General features: G+C 72.5%; 11 protein-coding genes. 8 read left to right on the top strand and 3 right to left on the bottom strand.

Features of this window, described 5'->3' with window-relative positions; all coding sequences use genetic code 11:
* Nucleotides 1-12 precede the first annotated feature (12 nt).
* From OG406_RS26720 to OG406_RS26705, 4 genes are read left to right on the top strand one after another with little or no spacing between them, the layout of a single operon-like run.
* Nucleotides 13-972, top strand: coding sequence for an ABC transporter permease (locus OG406_RS26720; protein ID WP_329188169.1), 960 nt, complete (start codon nt 13-15; stop codon nt 970-972).
* Entirely contained in the window at nt 972-2948 is a 1977-nt protein-coding gene (locus tag OG406_RS26715; RefSeq protein WP_329188167.1) for a dipeptide/oligopeptide/nickel ABC transporter permease/ATP-binding protein, read from the top strand. Before OG406_RS26720 ends, OG406_RS26715 begins: the two co-directional genes overlap by 1 nt.
* A gap of 31 nt (nt 2949-2979) precedes the next feature.
* A complete protein-coding gene (locus OG406_RS26710) occupies nt 2980-4080 on the top strand; it encodes an ABC transporter ATP-binding protein (protein ID WP_329188165.1) in 1101 nt (366 codons plus the stop codon).
* Nucleotides 4080-5015 (top strand): dihydrodipicolinate synthase family protein, encoded by a 936-nt coding sequence (locus OG406_RS26705; protein WP_266613584.1) that lies wholly within the window; start codon nt 4080-4082, stop codon nt 5013-5015. Before OG406_RS26710 ends, OG406_RS26705 begins: the two co-directional genes overlap by 1 nt.
* Nucleotides 5016-5143: 128 nt before the next feature.
* Here OG406_RS26705 and OG406_RS26700 read toward each other — a convergent pair whose 3' ends face one another.
* From OG406_RS26700 to leuA, 3 genes are all read right to left on the bottom strand, one after another.
* Nucleotides 5144-6358 (bottom strand): sialidase family protein, encoded by a 1215-nt coding sequence (locus OG406_RS26700; RefSeq protein ID WP_329188162.1) that lies wholly within the window; start codon nt 6356-6358, stop codon nt 5144-5146.
* A 319-nt stretch (nt 6359-6677) separates the two neighbouring features.
* Entirely contained in the window at nt 6678-7373 is a 696-nt protein-coding gene (locus OG406_RS26695) for a tellurite resistance TerB family protein (RefSeq protein ID WP_267050758.1), read from the bottom strand.
* A gap of 218 nt (nt 7374-7591) precedes the next feature.
* The gene (gene leuA / locus OG406_RS26690; RefSeq protein WP_164370805.1) at nt 7592-9343 is read right to left on the bottom strand and encodes a 2-isopropylmalate synthase; all 1752 of its coding nucleotides are present in this window, start codon (nt 9341-9343) and stop codon (nt 7592-7594) included.
* A gap of 320 nt (nt 9344-9663) precedes the next feature.
* Between leuA and OG406_RS26685 the strand changes: the two genes are divergently transcribed.
* The 4 genes from OG406_RS26685 to OG406_RS26670 all read left to right on the top strand — a co-directional run bounded on the left by OG406_RS26685 (nt 9664) and on the right by OG406_RS26670 (nt 13721).
* Nucleotides 9664-10734: a M4 family metallopeptidase gene (locus tag OG406_RS26685; RefSeq protein WP_329188159.1), complete on the top strand. Its 1071-nt coding sequence runs from the start codon at nt 9664-9666 to the stop codon at nt 10732-10734.
* A 60-nt stretch (nt 10735-10794) separates the two neighbouring features.
* The gene (locus OG406_RS26680) at nt 10795-11061 is read left to right on the top strand and encodes a protealysin inhibitor emfourin (RefSeq protein WP_081217194.1); all 267 of its coding nucleotides are present in this window, start codon (nt 10795-10797) and stop codon (nt 11059-11061) included.
* Between the two features lie 84 nt (nt 11062-11145).
* The gene (locus tag OG406_RS26675; protein WP_164370802.1) at nt 11146-12462 is read left to right on the top strand and encodes a GH1 family beta-glucosidase; all 1317 of its coding nucleotides are present in this window, start codon (nt 11146-11148) and stop codon (nt 12460-12462) included.
* Nucleotides 12459-13721, top strand: coding sequence for an MFS transporter (locus OG406_RS26670; RefSeq protein WP_329188157.1), 1263 nt, complete (start codon nt 12459-12461; stop codon nt 13719-13721). The genes OG406_RS26675 and OG406_RS26670 overlap by 4 nt, the downstream gene beginning before the upstream one ends.
* Nucleotides 13722-13751: the final 30 nt, after the last annotated feature.

Here is a 13751-nt window from a genome sequence, read left to right as displayed (position 1 = left end):
GAGAGTCGGCACGTGGTCGTCATCGTCAGGATCCTGCTGCGCCGCGTCGCGCTGCTCGTACCGCTGATGCTCGGGATCGTCCTGTTCGTGTTCCTGGTGATGCGGTTCTCGGACGTCGACCCGGCGTCCGCGTTCTTCCAGGGCGCCAACCCCACCCCGGGACAACTGCACGCCTTCCGGGAGCGGAACGGCCTGCTCGACCCGCTGCCCGTGCGCTACGTCCACTTCGTCGGGGACCTCCTCCACGGCGACCTGGGCACCAGCGCGCTGACCCGGGCGCCGGTCGTCGAGCAGGTCACCACCGCGCTGCCGCTGACCCTCCAGCTGACGTTCCTGGGCCTCGGCATCGCGGTGGTGCTGGCGCTGCTCGGCGGGGTCACGGCGGCGATCCACCGGGACCGGCTGCCGGACCAGATCATCCGGGTCGTGTCGCTGACCGGGGTCGCCGCGCCGGGCTTCTGGCTGGCGCTCCTGATGATCCAGTACCTCGCCGTCGACCGGGGCTGGTTCCCGACCGGCGGCTACATCAACCCCGCCGACTCGCTCACCGGCTGGCTGAGGACGATGGCGCTGCCCGCGCTCGCGCTGTCCCTGCCGGTCGCTGCGCAGCTCACCCGGATCGTGCGGACGTCCGTGGTGGAGGAACTCGACAAGGACTACGTGCGCACCGCGATCGGGAGCGGGCTGCCGCCCCGGGTGGTGGTGGGCCGCAACGTGCTGCGCAACGCGCTGATGAACCCGCTGACCGTGCTGGGTCTGCGCGTGGGCTATCTGCTGGGCGGCGCGGTCGTCATCGAGACGATCTTCTCGCTGCCCGGCATGGGCAAGCTGATGATCGACGCCGTGCAGAACGGCGACCCGGCGGTCGTGCAGGGCGTCGTCCTGACCACGGCCACCGGTTTCGTGGTGGTGAACCTCGTCATCGACCTCCTGTACCTGCTGGTCAACCCACGACTGAGGGAGGCGTCCTGATGTTCACGCGGAGGGAACTGGCGGGGGTCCTCGCCCGGCCCGGTGTCCGGCTGCGCGGCTGGCGCAGGCTGCCGGCGCTGTCGCGGATCGCGGTGTGTTTCCTGGCCGTGGTCGTGCTGGTGGCGTTGTTCGCGCCGCTGATCGCCCCGCACGACCCGCTCGACCAGCTGCCGCCGGTCGGCGGCACGGGGCATCCGTCCGCGGGCCACTGGATGGGGCAGGACAGTCTCGGCCGGGACATCCTGAGCCGGCTGATGTACGGGGCGCGGTGGTCGCTGGCGATCGGTCTCGGCGCCACCGCGCTCGCCCTCGTGGTGGGTTCGCTCCTCGGGGCGTTCGCGGCGACGTCCCGCAAGGGGGTCGACGAGACGCTGATGCGCTGCCTGGACGTGGTGATGGCGTTCCCCGGCATCGCGCTGGCCGCCGTGCTGGTCGCCGTGTTCGGCGGCGGCATCACCGTGCTGATCTGCGCGATCGCGTTCCTGTTCACCCCTCCGGTCGCGCGGGTCGTCCGGGCGAACGTCCTCGACCAGTACGGGGAGGACTACGTGACGGCCGAGCAGGTGATCGGCGCCCGTACCCCGCACATCGTGCTGCGGCACGTGGCCGTGAACTGTGCGGCGCCGGTGCTGGTGTTCTGCACCGTGCAGGTCGCCGAGGCCGTCGTGTTCGAGGCGTCGCTGTCGTTCATCGGCGCGGGCGTGCGGCCCCCGGACCCGTCCTGGGGCAGTGTCATCGCCGACGGGAAGAACATGGTGCTGACCGGCGGCTGGTGGGCGACCGTGTTCCCCGGGCTGCTGATGCTGGTCACCGTGCTGTGTCTGAACATCCTCTCCGAGGGGGTCTCCGACGCGTGGGCGGCGCCCGCGGCGCGTGGGGTGCCGGTGCCGCCCGCCGAGGACCGGCTGGAGGCGCCCGAGCCGGGCAGCGGCACGGTCCTCGAACTGCCCGGCCTCGCGGAGGCCGCGGCCCGGCTGCGGTCCCGGGCCCGGCCCCGGCCGCTGGCCCTGCGGCCGGTCCTCGCCGTCGAGCGGCTGGCGATCGGGTTCGACGGCCGGCACGGCGGGGTGGACATCGTCGACGGGATCAGCTTCGACGTGTTTCCCGGTGAGGTGGTGGGGCTGGTGGGCGAGTCGGGGTGCGGGAAGTCGCTGACGGCGCTGACGGTGATGGGCCTGGAGCCGAAGGGGGCCCGGGTCCGCGGCCAGGTCCGTTTCGACGGGCGGCAGCTGGTGGGCGAACCGATGCGGGTGCGGCGCCGGCTGCTGGGCCACGAGATGGCGATGGTCTACCAGGACGCCCTGTCGTCGCTGAACCCGGCGATGACGATCAGGGCGCAGCTGAAGCAGGTGATACGGCGCGGTGGCCGGCGTGGTGCGGCCGAACTGCTGGAGCTGGTCGGTCTGGACGCCGGCCGGACCCTGCGCAGTTATCCGCACGAGTTGTCGGGCGGGCAGCGTCAGCGGGTGCTGATCGCGATGGCCCTGTCCCGTGAACCGCGTCTGATCGTCGCCGACGAGCCGACGACGGCGCTGGACGTGACGGTGCAGGCGCAGGTCATGGAACTGCTGTTGCGGCTGCGGGCGGAGCTGGACTTCGCTCTGGTCCTCGTGTCGCACGATCTGGCGCTGGTCTCCGCGGTCACCGACCGGGTGGTGGTGATGTACGGCGGGCAGATCGTCGAGACGGGGGTGACGGCGGATCTGGTGGAGTCGCCGGCGCATCACTACACGCGGGGGCTGCTGGGCAGCGTGCTGTCGCTTGAGTCGGCGGCGGAGCGGATGACGCAGATCAAGGGGGTGGTGCCCTCCCCCGCCGACTTCCCGGCCGGCTGCCGGTTCGCCGACCGGTGTCCGCTGGCGGGCGAGGTGTGCCGGTCGACGGCGCCGGTCCTGGTGGGGCCGCCGACGCACACGGCGGCCTGTCACCGTCCGGCCGTCGACCTGGTGACCGCGGAGAGCGAGGCCGTGAAGTGAACGCTGCGCAGGGGACGCCGGGGGTTTCCGGATGAGCGGGCCGGTGACGGAGCGGGCGAGTTTCGGGGCGGAGCCGCTGGTGCGGCTGACGGACACGCATGTGGTGCACCGGGCGCGCAGCGGCGGGGTGTTCACCCGGGACCGGGTGTACGCGCTGACGGGTGTCGATCTGGCGGTGGCGCCCGGGGAGACGGTGGGGGTGGTCGGCGAGTCGGGGTGCGGGAAGTCGACGCTGGCGAAGGTGCTGGTGGGGGTGCAGCGGCCGACGTCGGGCACGGTGACGTTCCACGGGGACGATCTGTGGTCGCTGAAGCCGGACGCGCGGCGGACGGCGGTCGGGGCGAGCACGGGCATGATCTTCCAGGATCCGTCGACGGCCCTGAACCGGCGGCTGCCCGTGCGGCGGATCCTGCGGGACCCGCTGGATGTGCACCGGCGCGGGACTCCGGCCGAACGGGAGGACCGGGTGCGGGAGTTGATGGCGTTGGTCGGTCTGCCGCGGGCTCTCGCGGACGCGTTGCCGGGCCAGTTGTCGGGTGGGCAGCGCCAGCGGGTGGCGATCGCGCGGGCCCTGGCGCTGGATCCGGGTCTGGTGGTGGCGGACGAGCCGACGAGCGCGCTGGACGTGTCGGTGCGGGCGCAGATCCTGAATCTGCTCCTCGATCTGAAGGAACGCCTGGGTCTGGCGCTGGTGTTCGTGTCGCACGACATCCAGACGGTGCGGCGGATGAGCGACCGGGTGATCACGATGTATCTGGGGCGGGTGGTGGAGGAGTCGCCGGCCGGTGAGGTCACCGAGCGGTCGCGGCACCCGTACACGCGGGCGTTGTTCTCGGCGACGCCGGGGCTGCTGGATCCGATCGACCCGATTCCGCTGGCCGGGCCGGTGCCGTCGGCGACGCGGCCGCCCAGCGGGTGCCCGTTCCGCACCCGCTGCTGGAAGGCGGACGACCACTGCGCGGAGGGGATGCCGGAGTTCACGGCCGCGTCGGTGCCGGGGCACCGCTTCCGGTGCCACCATCCTGTGGAGGAGGGCCGGTCGACACGCGCCCTGGTGGCGCAGGCCGAGTCCGCCGTCGCGGCCACCGCCCTGGCCGACGCCACGTTCCAGCAGCACACCAGGGAGCCTTGATGACCTTCCCCGCCCCGCTGACCGGTGTCGTACCGCCCGTCTGCACTCCCCTGACCCCGGACCGCGAGGTGGACGTCGCGTCCCTCGTGCGGCTGATCGACCATCTGATGGACGCCGGGGTGCACGGGTTGTTCGTGCTCGGTTCGACGTCCGAGGTGGCCTATCTGACGGACGCGCAGCGCAGGCTGGTGGTGGAGACGGCGGCCGGGCACGTGGCGGGCCGGCTGCCGGTGCTGGCCGGTGCGATCGACATGACGACGCCGCGCGTCCTGGACCACGCGCGGGCGGCGCGGGCCGCGGGCGCGGACGCGGTCGTGGTGACGGCGCCGTTCTACACGCGGACCCACCCCGCCGAGATCGCCCGGCACTTCCGGCTGGTGGCGGCCGGGGCGGGGCTGCCGGTGTTCGCGTACGACCTGCCGGCCTCCGTGCACACGAAGCTGCACCCGGAGCTGGTGCTCTCTCTGGCGGCGGAGGGTGTCCTCGCCGGTCTCAAGGACTCCAGCGGTGACCTCGGTCCGTTCCGGTCGGTCGTCACCGGGGCCCGTGATCTGCCCGGTGCCGGCGGGTTCACCGCTCTCACCGGTTCGGAGGTCGTCGTCGACGCGGCGCTCGCCCTCGGCGCGCACGGCGTGGTGCCGGGGCTGGCCAACGTCGACCCGGCGGGCTACGTACGGCTGTACGACCTGTGCGCGGCGGGGGACGCGGCGGGGGCGCGGGCGGAGCAGGAGCGGCTGTGCGAGCTGTTCGGGATGGTGGGCGTCGGCGATCCCGTCCGGATGGGCGGGAGTTCGTCGGCGCTCGGCGCGTTCAAGGCCGCGCTGTTCCTGCGGGGGGTCATCGCCTGCCCGGCGACGGCGGAGCCTCAGGTGCCGTTGTCGGAGGGGGAGGTCGAGCGGGTGGGCAAGTACCTGGCGGGGGCGGGGCTGTTGTAGGGGGCCGGGCACTGCTGCCCGGCCCGTATCGCCCCGCCCGCGCGACCCGGCCCGTACGCCCGGCCCGTGCCGCCCGGCCTCGTCCCGTCCGGGCCGTACGGGGCCGGGTCCGCGCCGCCGGGTTCGCCTTATCCGGTCGGGCCGTTCACGGGCAGGCGCCGGAAGGTGATGCTCTCGTAGGGGCCGCTGACGCCCGTCTCGTAGAGGATCCCGACGCGGGACGGGCCGAGCTGGACGAGGTCGGAGTAGGCGGCCGGGTCCGCGGACAGGGTGGCCGCCCGGGTGAAGCCGGCGCCCGCCGTCGTGCTGCGCCACAGGGCCATGGAGCGGCGGGCGGTGGGGACGGACGGGCCGGCGAACAGGAGCGGCGCGGCGGGTCCGCCGGTGAGCTGGAGGACGCTGCCCTGGACGACGGGGACGTCGTTCAGGGTGGGCTGGACGGCGTAGGGGCGGTCGAGGGTCTCGCCGCCGTCACCGGAGTAGGTGTCGAGGCGGTTGCCGGGGCTCGTGCCGTTCTGGTCGCGGGCGCTGAAGTACAGCCTGTCGTCGGGGAGTTCGGCGACGGCGTTCTCGTTGGCGTTGTCCTTCCCGTCGTAGGTGTCGTCGACGAAGCCGAGGTGCCAGGTGAGTCCGCCGTCGTCGCTGTAGAGGGCGTGGGCGCCGTAGTACCTGGCCTCCTGGCCGGTGTCGGCGGAGCCGGCGGGCGGGGCGGCGGAGTGGTTGGCGGGGACGACGAGGCGTCCGGCGTGCGGGCCGTGGCGCAGGGCGATCGCGTGGCCGGGTCCGGTGGCGTACCAGCGCCAGTCGGGCAGCTTGGTGGCGGCGGTGACGTCGCGCGGAGCCGTGAAGTGGCGGCCGTCGTCGCGGCTGCTCTGGACGAAGACGCGGCGGCTCTGGTCCGCGGTGACCTCGCCGCGCATGATCTGCGCCTCGCTCACGGCGCCGCTGTTGTAGGAGGTGAGCAGGACGACGCGGCCGCTGCGGGGGTCGACGACGGGGGCCGGGTTGCCGCGGGTGTCGCCGTCGCCGGAGGTGACGACCTGGAGCGGGCCCCAGGTGCAGCCTCCGTCCGGGGAGCGTCTGAGGACGACGTCGATGTCGCCGGTGTCGCCGGCACCGCTGTGCCGGCCCTCGGCGAAGGCCAGCAGGGTGCCGGCGCGGGTCGTGACGGTCGCGGGGATGCGGTACGTGTCGTAGCCGTCGCGGCCCGCGGTGTACGGGACGGAGGAGGTGCACTGCCGGCCGTGCAGGGGCGCGGCGGAGGCGGTGCCGCCGGTGGCGGCGAGGGCGGTGAGGAGTCCTGCGGCACTGGCGAACGCGGCCATGCGGGTCGTGACGGTCATGGCACTCCCTGGACTTCGCGGACTGCGCGGACCACGTCGGACATGGGACGTGGGATGTCCTGAGAGAAGCTAGTGGGCGTCGTGGAGCACAGCAATACCTGTGGGGCGAGGGCACTCTGACGGGGTGTCGGTTCACTCCGATGTCGCGGCGGACGCGCGCGGACGGCGCCGGCTGAGGCGGCGAGCGGGGGCGCGGAGCCGGGTGACGGGGCGGGCGACGGAGGTGGCGTCCCGGAAGGGTCAGCCGGAAGGGTCAGGACGTCGGCACGGGCAGGACGTCAGGACAGTCAGGCGTCGGAACGGTCAGGCGGCAGGACGGTCAGGACGGGGTGCGGGCCGTCGCGAGGAGGCGGGTGACGTCGTCCGAGCAGATCGTGAGGGCCGCGCCGACGGTGGCGAGGGCGTCCCGCTCGGCGGGCGTGTAGGGGCCGTCGGCCAGGGCGATGCGGGCGCCCTGGAGGAGGATCGCCTCGCGGCCGGTGGGGGCGAGATGCGGGGCCAGCGGGTCCAGTGCCTCGTGGAGCTCTATGGCCAGGCTCGCGCCGCAGGGCTCGCCGAAGAGGCGGCCGGTGTCGGCGGCGAGTGCCTCGACGAGCGCGCCGAGCTGGTCCTCGGTGCAGTCGTCGAAGCCGGCCGAGCGCACGGCGGACGCCGCGGTCTCCAGCGACGTACGGGCGCAGGTGCCGCCGGCGGCGAGGACGGCGAGGGCGACGGTGTGGACGGCGTCGCGGAGCATCGCGGAGAAGCGGGTGGTGGTGGGGTGGTCGAGGACGTCCGCACCGTAGTGGCGGTGGCAGGCGGCGCACTCGACGACGGGTCCGGTCTCGCCGCGCGGCAGCACGGGGACGCCGAGGAGGGTGAAGCGGCGGCGTCCGGTGAGCCGCTGGTAGTTGCGGTCGCCCCCGCAGCCGGGGCAGAAGAACTCGCCGTCGCCGACGGTGCTCCACGCCGTACGGGTGCCCAGGATGCGGGGAACCTGAACCGAGCGACCGTTTCGTCCCCATCCTGGCAGCACGTCGCACACCTCCGTAACTCCCCCACAGCCTTAAAGGCGTGGGAGGTACCCCCACGGCAACATCGCCGCGCTGGCGTGATGTTAGCCACATTGTCGAGGCGCCGTCAGTACCCCGGACGAGACCCGTCCGTGACCCCGGTGCGGTTTGGCCGGTACACGACGGCGGCCCCGCCCGCCTCGGAAGGCGGACGGGGCCGGAAAGACGCAGGTGGAACGGGTCAGCGGGCGGCGCGGTTGACGGCGGAGACGACGGCCTTCAGCGAGGCGCGTGTCGTATTCGCGTCGATGCCGATTCCCCACAGAACCTTGTCGCCGATCGCGCATTCGATGTACGAGGCGGCCTGGGCGGAGGCGCCCTCGCTCATCGTGTGCTCCTGGTAGTCCAGCAGGCGTACGTCGATGCCGATGGACTGCAGGGCGTCGAAGAACGCGGAGATCGGGCCGTTGCCGGTACCGCTCAGGACGGTGTCCGCGCCGTCGACGGTGGCCTCGACGGTGAGGGCGTCCACGCCGTCCTTGTCCGTGGTGGACTGGCCGGTCCTGACCTGGACGCGGCCCCACGGGTTCGCGGGGTTGGGCAGGTACTCGTCCTGGAAGGTCGCCCAGATGTCCTTCGGGGTGACCTCGCCGCCCTCGGCGTCCGTCTTCTGCTGGATGAGCTTCGAGAACTCGATCTGCATACGGCGCGGCAGGTCCAGCTTGTGGTCGTTCTTCAGGACGTACGCGATACCGCCCTTGCCGGACTGCGAGTTGACGCGGATGACGGCCTCGTAGGAGCGGCCGACGTCCTTGGGGTCGATGGGCAGGTACGGCACGGCCCACTCGATGTCGTCGACGGTGACGCCCTTGGCGGCGGCGTCGGCCTCCATGGCGTCGAAGCCCTTCTTGATGGCGTCCTGGTGGGAGCCGGAGAAGGAGGTGTAGACGAGGTCGCCGACGTACGGGTGACGGGCGTGGACGTCCATCTGGTTGCAGTACTCCCACGTACGGCGGATCTCGTCGATGTCGGAGAAGTCGATCTGCGGGTCGACGCCCTGCGAGAACAGGTTCATGCCCAGGGTGACCAGGTCGACGTTGCCGGTGCGCTCGCCCTGGCCGAACAGGCAGCCCTCGACGCGGTCGGCGCCGGCCATCAGGGCCAGTTCGGCGGCGGCGACGGCGGTGCCGCGGTCGTTGTGGGGGTGGATCGACAGGCAGACGTGCTCGCGGCGGGACAGGTTGCGGCCCATCCACTCGAAGCGGTCCGCGTGCGTGGAGGGGGTGGAACGCTCCACGGTGGCGGGCAGGTTGAGGATGATCTCGCGGCCCGGGCCGGGCTGCCAGACGTCCATGACCGCCTCGCAGACCTCCAGGGCGAAGTCCAGCTCGGTGTCGGTGAAGATCTCGGGGCTGTACTGGTAGCCGAACTCGGTCTCGGGGCCCAGCAGCTTCTCCGCGTACTCGACGACCAGGCGGGTGCCATCGACCGCGATCTGCTTGATGTCGTCCTTCGAGCCGCGGAAGACGACGCGGCGGAAGACCGGGGCGGTCGCGTTGTACAGGTGGACGTTGGCGCGCCGGGCGCCCTTCAGCGACTCGACGGTCCGCTCGATCAGGTCCTCGCGGGCCTGGGTCAGTACGGAGATCGTCACGTCGTCGGGGATCGCCGTCTCGTCCTCGATGATCGAGCGGACGAAGTCGAAGTCCGTCTGGCCCGACGCCGGGAAGCCGACCTCGATCTCCTTGTAGCCCATCTTCACCAGCAGGTCGAACATCTCGCGCTTGCGCGCGGGCGACATGGGGTCGATCAGGGCCTGGTTGCCGTCACGCAGGTCGGTGGAGAGCCAGCGGGGGGCGACGGTGATCCGGTTGTTCGGCCAGTTCCGGTCGGGGATGTCGACCTGGTCGTACTGGCCGTACTTGTGGACCGGCATCGACGTGGGACGCTGGCGGTTGGCGCGGGTCTGCTCGCTGCTGTGGCTGTTCGCCATGATGCGTGGGCTCCTCAGGATGTCCGAAAGGACGGCCGACGGCGCAACGCCAGACTCCGCGGGGAGGGGGTCGGCCTCGACTACAGGCCCTCGCCGCGGCAGCTAAGGAGAAGCAGCCCGAAACGCATGATGCTCCGCAGCCTAGCCGAGTCGCGCTGGTCTCGGGGGGCCGTATCAGTATGCGGGATCACGGGTGGCGAAGAGGACAAAACGTGCGTCATGCCACTTCCGAGCGGACGGTCCGGCTCCCTTTCGCCGCATTTCACCAATCATGGTTGCAGGTAGTGACAGTGGCATAACTCAGTGCAAGGGTGCCGGGCATGACCACCAACGGGGGCTTCGAGCCCGTCTTCTGCACCATCGTGCCGCCCCACGTCCTCGACCGGCTCGCGAGCAGCGAGGACCCCGCGCTCGCCGGTCCCGCCCGCCAGACCCTGGAGCGGGACGCGTACGAGCGCACCCACCGGCGGCTGACCACCGTCCTCGGCGCGCCCTCCGTCGCCGCGCCGCCGGACGCGGCGGGCGGGCAGCCGCACCGCACGATCTACGACGCACGCCACGGGCAGGACCTGCCGGGCACCCGGGTCCGCGGCGAGGGCGAGGAGCCTGGCAAGGACGCCACCGTCAACCGGGCGTACGCCGGCCTCGGCGCCACCTTCGAGCTGTACCTGAACGCCTACCAGCGCTCCTCGATCAACGGCGACGGCCTGCCGCTCGACGCCACCGTGCACTTCGACAACGACTACAACAACGCCTTCTGGAACGGCGAGCAGATGGTGTTCGGCGACGGGGACGGCGAGATCTTCCTCGACTTCACCATCCCGGTCGACGTCATCGGGCACGAGCTGACCCACGGCGTCACCCAGTACACGGCGAACCTCACGTACTTCGGCCAGCCGGGCGCGCTGAACGAGTCGATGTCGGACGTCTTCGGGTCACTGATCAAGCAGTACACGCTCGGCCAGAGCGCCGCCGAGGCCGACTGGCTGATCGGCGCCGGGCTCCTCGCCCCGCGGGTCACCGGCTCCGCCCTGCGGTCCATGAAGGAGCCGGGCAGCGCGTACGACGACGACGTGCTCGGCAAGGACCCGCAGCCCGGCACGATGGACGGCTATGTCCGCACCGGCCGTGACAACGGCGGCGTCCACATCAACTCGGGCATCCCCAACCACGCCTTCTACCTCGTCGCCGAGGCACTCGGCGGGCACGCGTGGGAGCGGGCCGGGCAGATCTGGTACGACGTCCTGACCGGCGGGGAGCTGCCGCAGCAGGCCCTGTTCTCGGACTTCGCGCGGCTCACGCTGGCCGCGGCGCGCTCCCGGTACAACGACGGGGAGGAGCTCCAGGCGGTCGTCAAGGCCTGGGAGCAGGTGGGGGTTCCGGCCACGTAGCGGGTGCCGTTCCGCGTCGGGGCCGTGGCCGCGGGCGGCCGTGTCGGCTAGACAGGGGCCATGCGTATTTCGGTGAGGCGTACGGGCGGGTTCGCGGGCATCGAGCGCCGTGCGGAGGTGGACACCTCGGGACGGCCCGACGCGGCCGACTGGCACGCCCTGGCCGAGCGGACGCTCGCCGCCGGGCGGGACACTCCCCCGCCCGGTGTCCCGGACGGCTTCGGCTACCGGATCACGGTGGACGGCACGACGGTCCACGCGGCCGACCCGAGCCTCACGGAGGACCAGCGCGAGCTGATCTCCCGGGTGCTCAAGGAGGGCGCCTAGCCAAGGGGTGCGACGGGCGGGGCCGGCGGGGGTGTCAACGTCCGGTCCTCGCCGCACCGTTGACTTCCGTTACCCGGGGTACGGATGATCGCGCGCATGGCGACGAACCCCCTCCCGCAGTTCCCGCCCGGCTTCCTCTGGGGCGTGTCCACCTCGGCCCACCAGATCGAGGGGGCCGTCGGTGAGCGCGCCCCGTCGGTGTGGGACGCCTTCACCGCCGAACCCGGCCGCGTCAAGGACGGCTCCACGGCCGCGGTGGCCTGCGACCACTACCACCGCTACCCCGAGGACGTGGAGCTCCTCGCGGGTCTGGGCGTGGACGCGTACCGCTTCTCGGTGTCCTGGCCCCGGGTGAACTCCCCCGGCGGCCTCGACTTCTACGACCGTCTCGTCGACGCCCTGTGCGCGGCGGGTGTCCGGCCCGTCCCCACCCTGTTCCACTGGGACCTGCCGGCGGAGCTCGACTGGCGGGACCGGGACACCGCCGAGCGGTTCGCCGCGTACGCGGGAACGGTCGCCGGACGGCTCGGTGACCGCGTCACGAAGTGGATCACCCTCAACGAGCCCGCCGAACACACCCTGCTGGGCCACGCGCTCGGCGCGCACGCCCCCGGCGAGCGGCTCCTGTTCGACGCGCTGCCGGTGGCCCACCACCAGCTCCTCGCGCACGGTCTCGCCGTCCGGGCGCTGCGCGCGGCCGGCGCGGGAGACATCGGCATCGCCAACTCGCACGGCCCGACCTGGGCCGCCTCCTCCCGCGCAGAGGACGTGGCGGCGGCCGACTTCTACGACCTGCTGCTCAACCGCCTGTTCGCCGACCCGGTCCTGCTCGGCCGCTATCCCGAGGGCGTCGAGACGCTGATGCCCGGCGACGTCGAGGCCGACCTGAAGATCATCGGCGAGCCCCTCGACTGGTACGGGATCAACTACTACCAGCCGACCCGGGTGGGCGCCCCCGAGGGAACCGAGATCGAGTTCGGCGGACTCCGCCTGCCCGCCGACCTGCCCTTCACCGTCCACGAGCTGGAGGGGTACCCGGTGACCGACTTCGGCTGGCCGGTGGTGCCCGAGGCGCTCACCGAACTGCTCACGGGCTTCCGCGAGCGCTACGGACAGCGGCTCCCGCCCGTCGTCATCACCGAGAACGGCTGCTCCTACGACGGCATCGACGACCAGGAACGGATCACCTTCCTGGACGGTCATGTCCGCGCGCTGCACCGGGCGTCGGAGCAGGGCGTCGACGTCCGCGGCTACTTCGTTTGGTCGCTTCTGGACAACTTCGAGTGGGCGGAGGGGTACGCGCGCCGCTTCGGTCTCGTCCACGTCGACTTCGACACCCTGGAGCGAACGCCCAAGGCCTCCTACCGATGGCTGCGGGACGTGCTGCGGGCACAGAGATGACCGCGACCGGACCGGCCGTGCCCGCCGGGGCGCTCGCCGAGCCCGTCGAACGGGTGGGCCGGGGCTGGACGTCGGCGCTCTCCCTCGCCAACGGGGCGATCTGGGTGGGCTGGTACGGGCCTCTGCAGATCCTCCTCGCCGCGCAGGCGGAGGACTTCGCGCCCGGCACCGGCATGTCCAAGGAGACGCTGCTGGCCTGGATCACGGGGGCCGGCGCGGTCGTCTCGCTGATCGCCAACCCGCTGTTCGGCGCGCTCTCTGACCGGACGACCTCACGCCGGGGCCGCCGCACGCCGTGGATCGTGGCCGGAGCGGCCGGCGGCGCGCTGTCCCTGCTGCTCCTGGGGCGGGCCGACGGTCCGTGGACGGCGGCGGCGGGCTGGTGCCTGGTCCAGCTCACCCTGAACGCCGCGTTCGCCGCGGTCACGGCCGCCGTCCCCGACCGGGTGCCCAGGTCCCAGCGGGGCTCGGTGGGCGGCTGGCTGGGCGCCGCGCAGATCCTCGGCGTGGTCGGCGGCACCGCGCTGGCGACGGCGGCGGGAGGCACCGGCGGCGGCTACGCGGCCTGTGCGGTGTTCACGCTGGTGGGCGTCCTGCCGTACGTGCTGCGGTACGAGGACCTGCGGCTGCCCGCGGCGGACCGGCCCGACTGGTCCCCGCGGGCCTTCCTCGGCTCCTTCCGGCTGAGCCCGCGCCGCCACCCCGACCTGGCGTGGGCGTGGCTGACCCGCTTCCTCATCAACCTCAGCAACGCCCTCGTGCTGCTGTATCTCCTCTACTACCTGCGCGACCGGCTGCACCACGACGATCCCGAGCAGGGCGTCCTGATCCTCACCGCGGTGAACGGCGTCACGCTGCTCGCCACCGTCGTGGTCGGCGGGGTGTGGTCGGACCGGGTGGGCCGCCGCAAACCGTTCGTGGTCTGGTCCGGCGTCCTGATGGCGGTGGCCACCGCGGCGCTGGCGGGGTGGCAGACCTGGCCCGGCGCGATCGTCGCGGCGGCCGTCCTCGGTGTCGGCTTCGGCGTGTTCACCTCCGTCGACTTCGCCCTGATGACGGACGTCCTGCCGACGGCGCTCGACCGCGGCAAGGACCTCGGCGTCATCAACATCGCCAACGCCCTCCCCCAGGTCGCCGCCCCCGCCCTGGCGGCGCCGGTCGTGACGTATCTGGGCGGCTACCGGGTGCTGTACGCGGTCGCGGCGGTGATCGGTCTCGCGGGAGCGGTGCTGGTCGGGCGGATCAAGGGGGTGGACTGAGGAGGGACCCGGGGGGGGGAGAAGGTGCCG

Origin of the sequence: Streptomyces sp. NBC_01428, assembly GCF_036231965.1 — a bacterium.
Classification (GTDB): domain Bacteria; phylum Actinomycetota; class Actinomycetes; order Streptomycetales; family Streptomycetaceae; genus Streptomyces.
The sequence above is the reverse complement of the archived record's forward strand: the minus strand, read 5'-3'. Positions and strand labels throughout refer to the sequence as shown.

What these genes read in the sequence shown, in the direction of transcription:
- OG406_RS26715 (WP_329188167.1), top strand. Translation starts at nt 972, where the DNA reads ATGTTCACGCGGAGGGAACTGGCGGGGGTCCTCGCCCGGCCCGGTGTC.
- OG406_RS26710 (WP_329188165.1), top strand. Translation starts at nt 2,980, where the DNA reads ATGAGCGGGCCGGTGACGGAGCGGGCGAGTTTCGGGGCGGAGCCGCTG.
- OG406_RS26705 (WP_266613584.1), top strand. Translation starts at nt 4,080, where the DNA reads ATGACCTTCCCCGCCCCGCTGACCGGTGTCGTACCGCCCGTCTGCACT.
- OG406_RS26700 (WP_329188162.1), bottom strand. Translation starts at nt 6,358, where the DNA reads ATGACCGTCACGACCCGCATGGCCGCGTTCGCCAGTGCCGCAGGACTC.
- leuA (WP_164370805.1), bottom strand. Translation starts at nt 9,343, where the DNA reads ATGGCGAACAGCCACAGCAGCGAGCAGACCCGCGCCAACCGCCAGCGT.
- OG406_RS26685 (WP_329188159.1), top strand. Translation starts at nt 9,664, where the DNA reads ATGACCACCAACGGGGGCTTCGAGCCCGTCTTCTGCACCATCGTGCCG.
- OG406_RS26680 (WP_081217194.1), top strand. Translation starts at nt 10,795, where the DNA reads ATGCGTATTTCGGTGAGGCGTACGGGCGGGTTCGCGGGCATCGAGCGC.
- OG406_RS26675 (WP_164370802.1), top strand. Translation starts at nt 11,146, where the DNA reads ATGATCGCGCGCATGGCGACGAACCCCCTCCCGCAGTTCCCGCCCGGC.
- OG406_RS26670 (WP_329188157.1), top strand. Translation starts at nt 12,459, where the DNA reads ATGACCGCGACCGGACCGGCCGTGCCCGCCGGGGCGCTCGCCGAGCCC.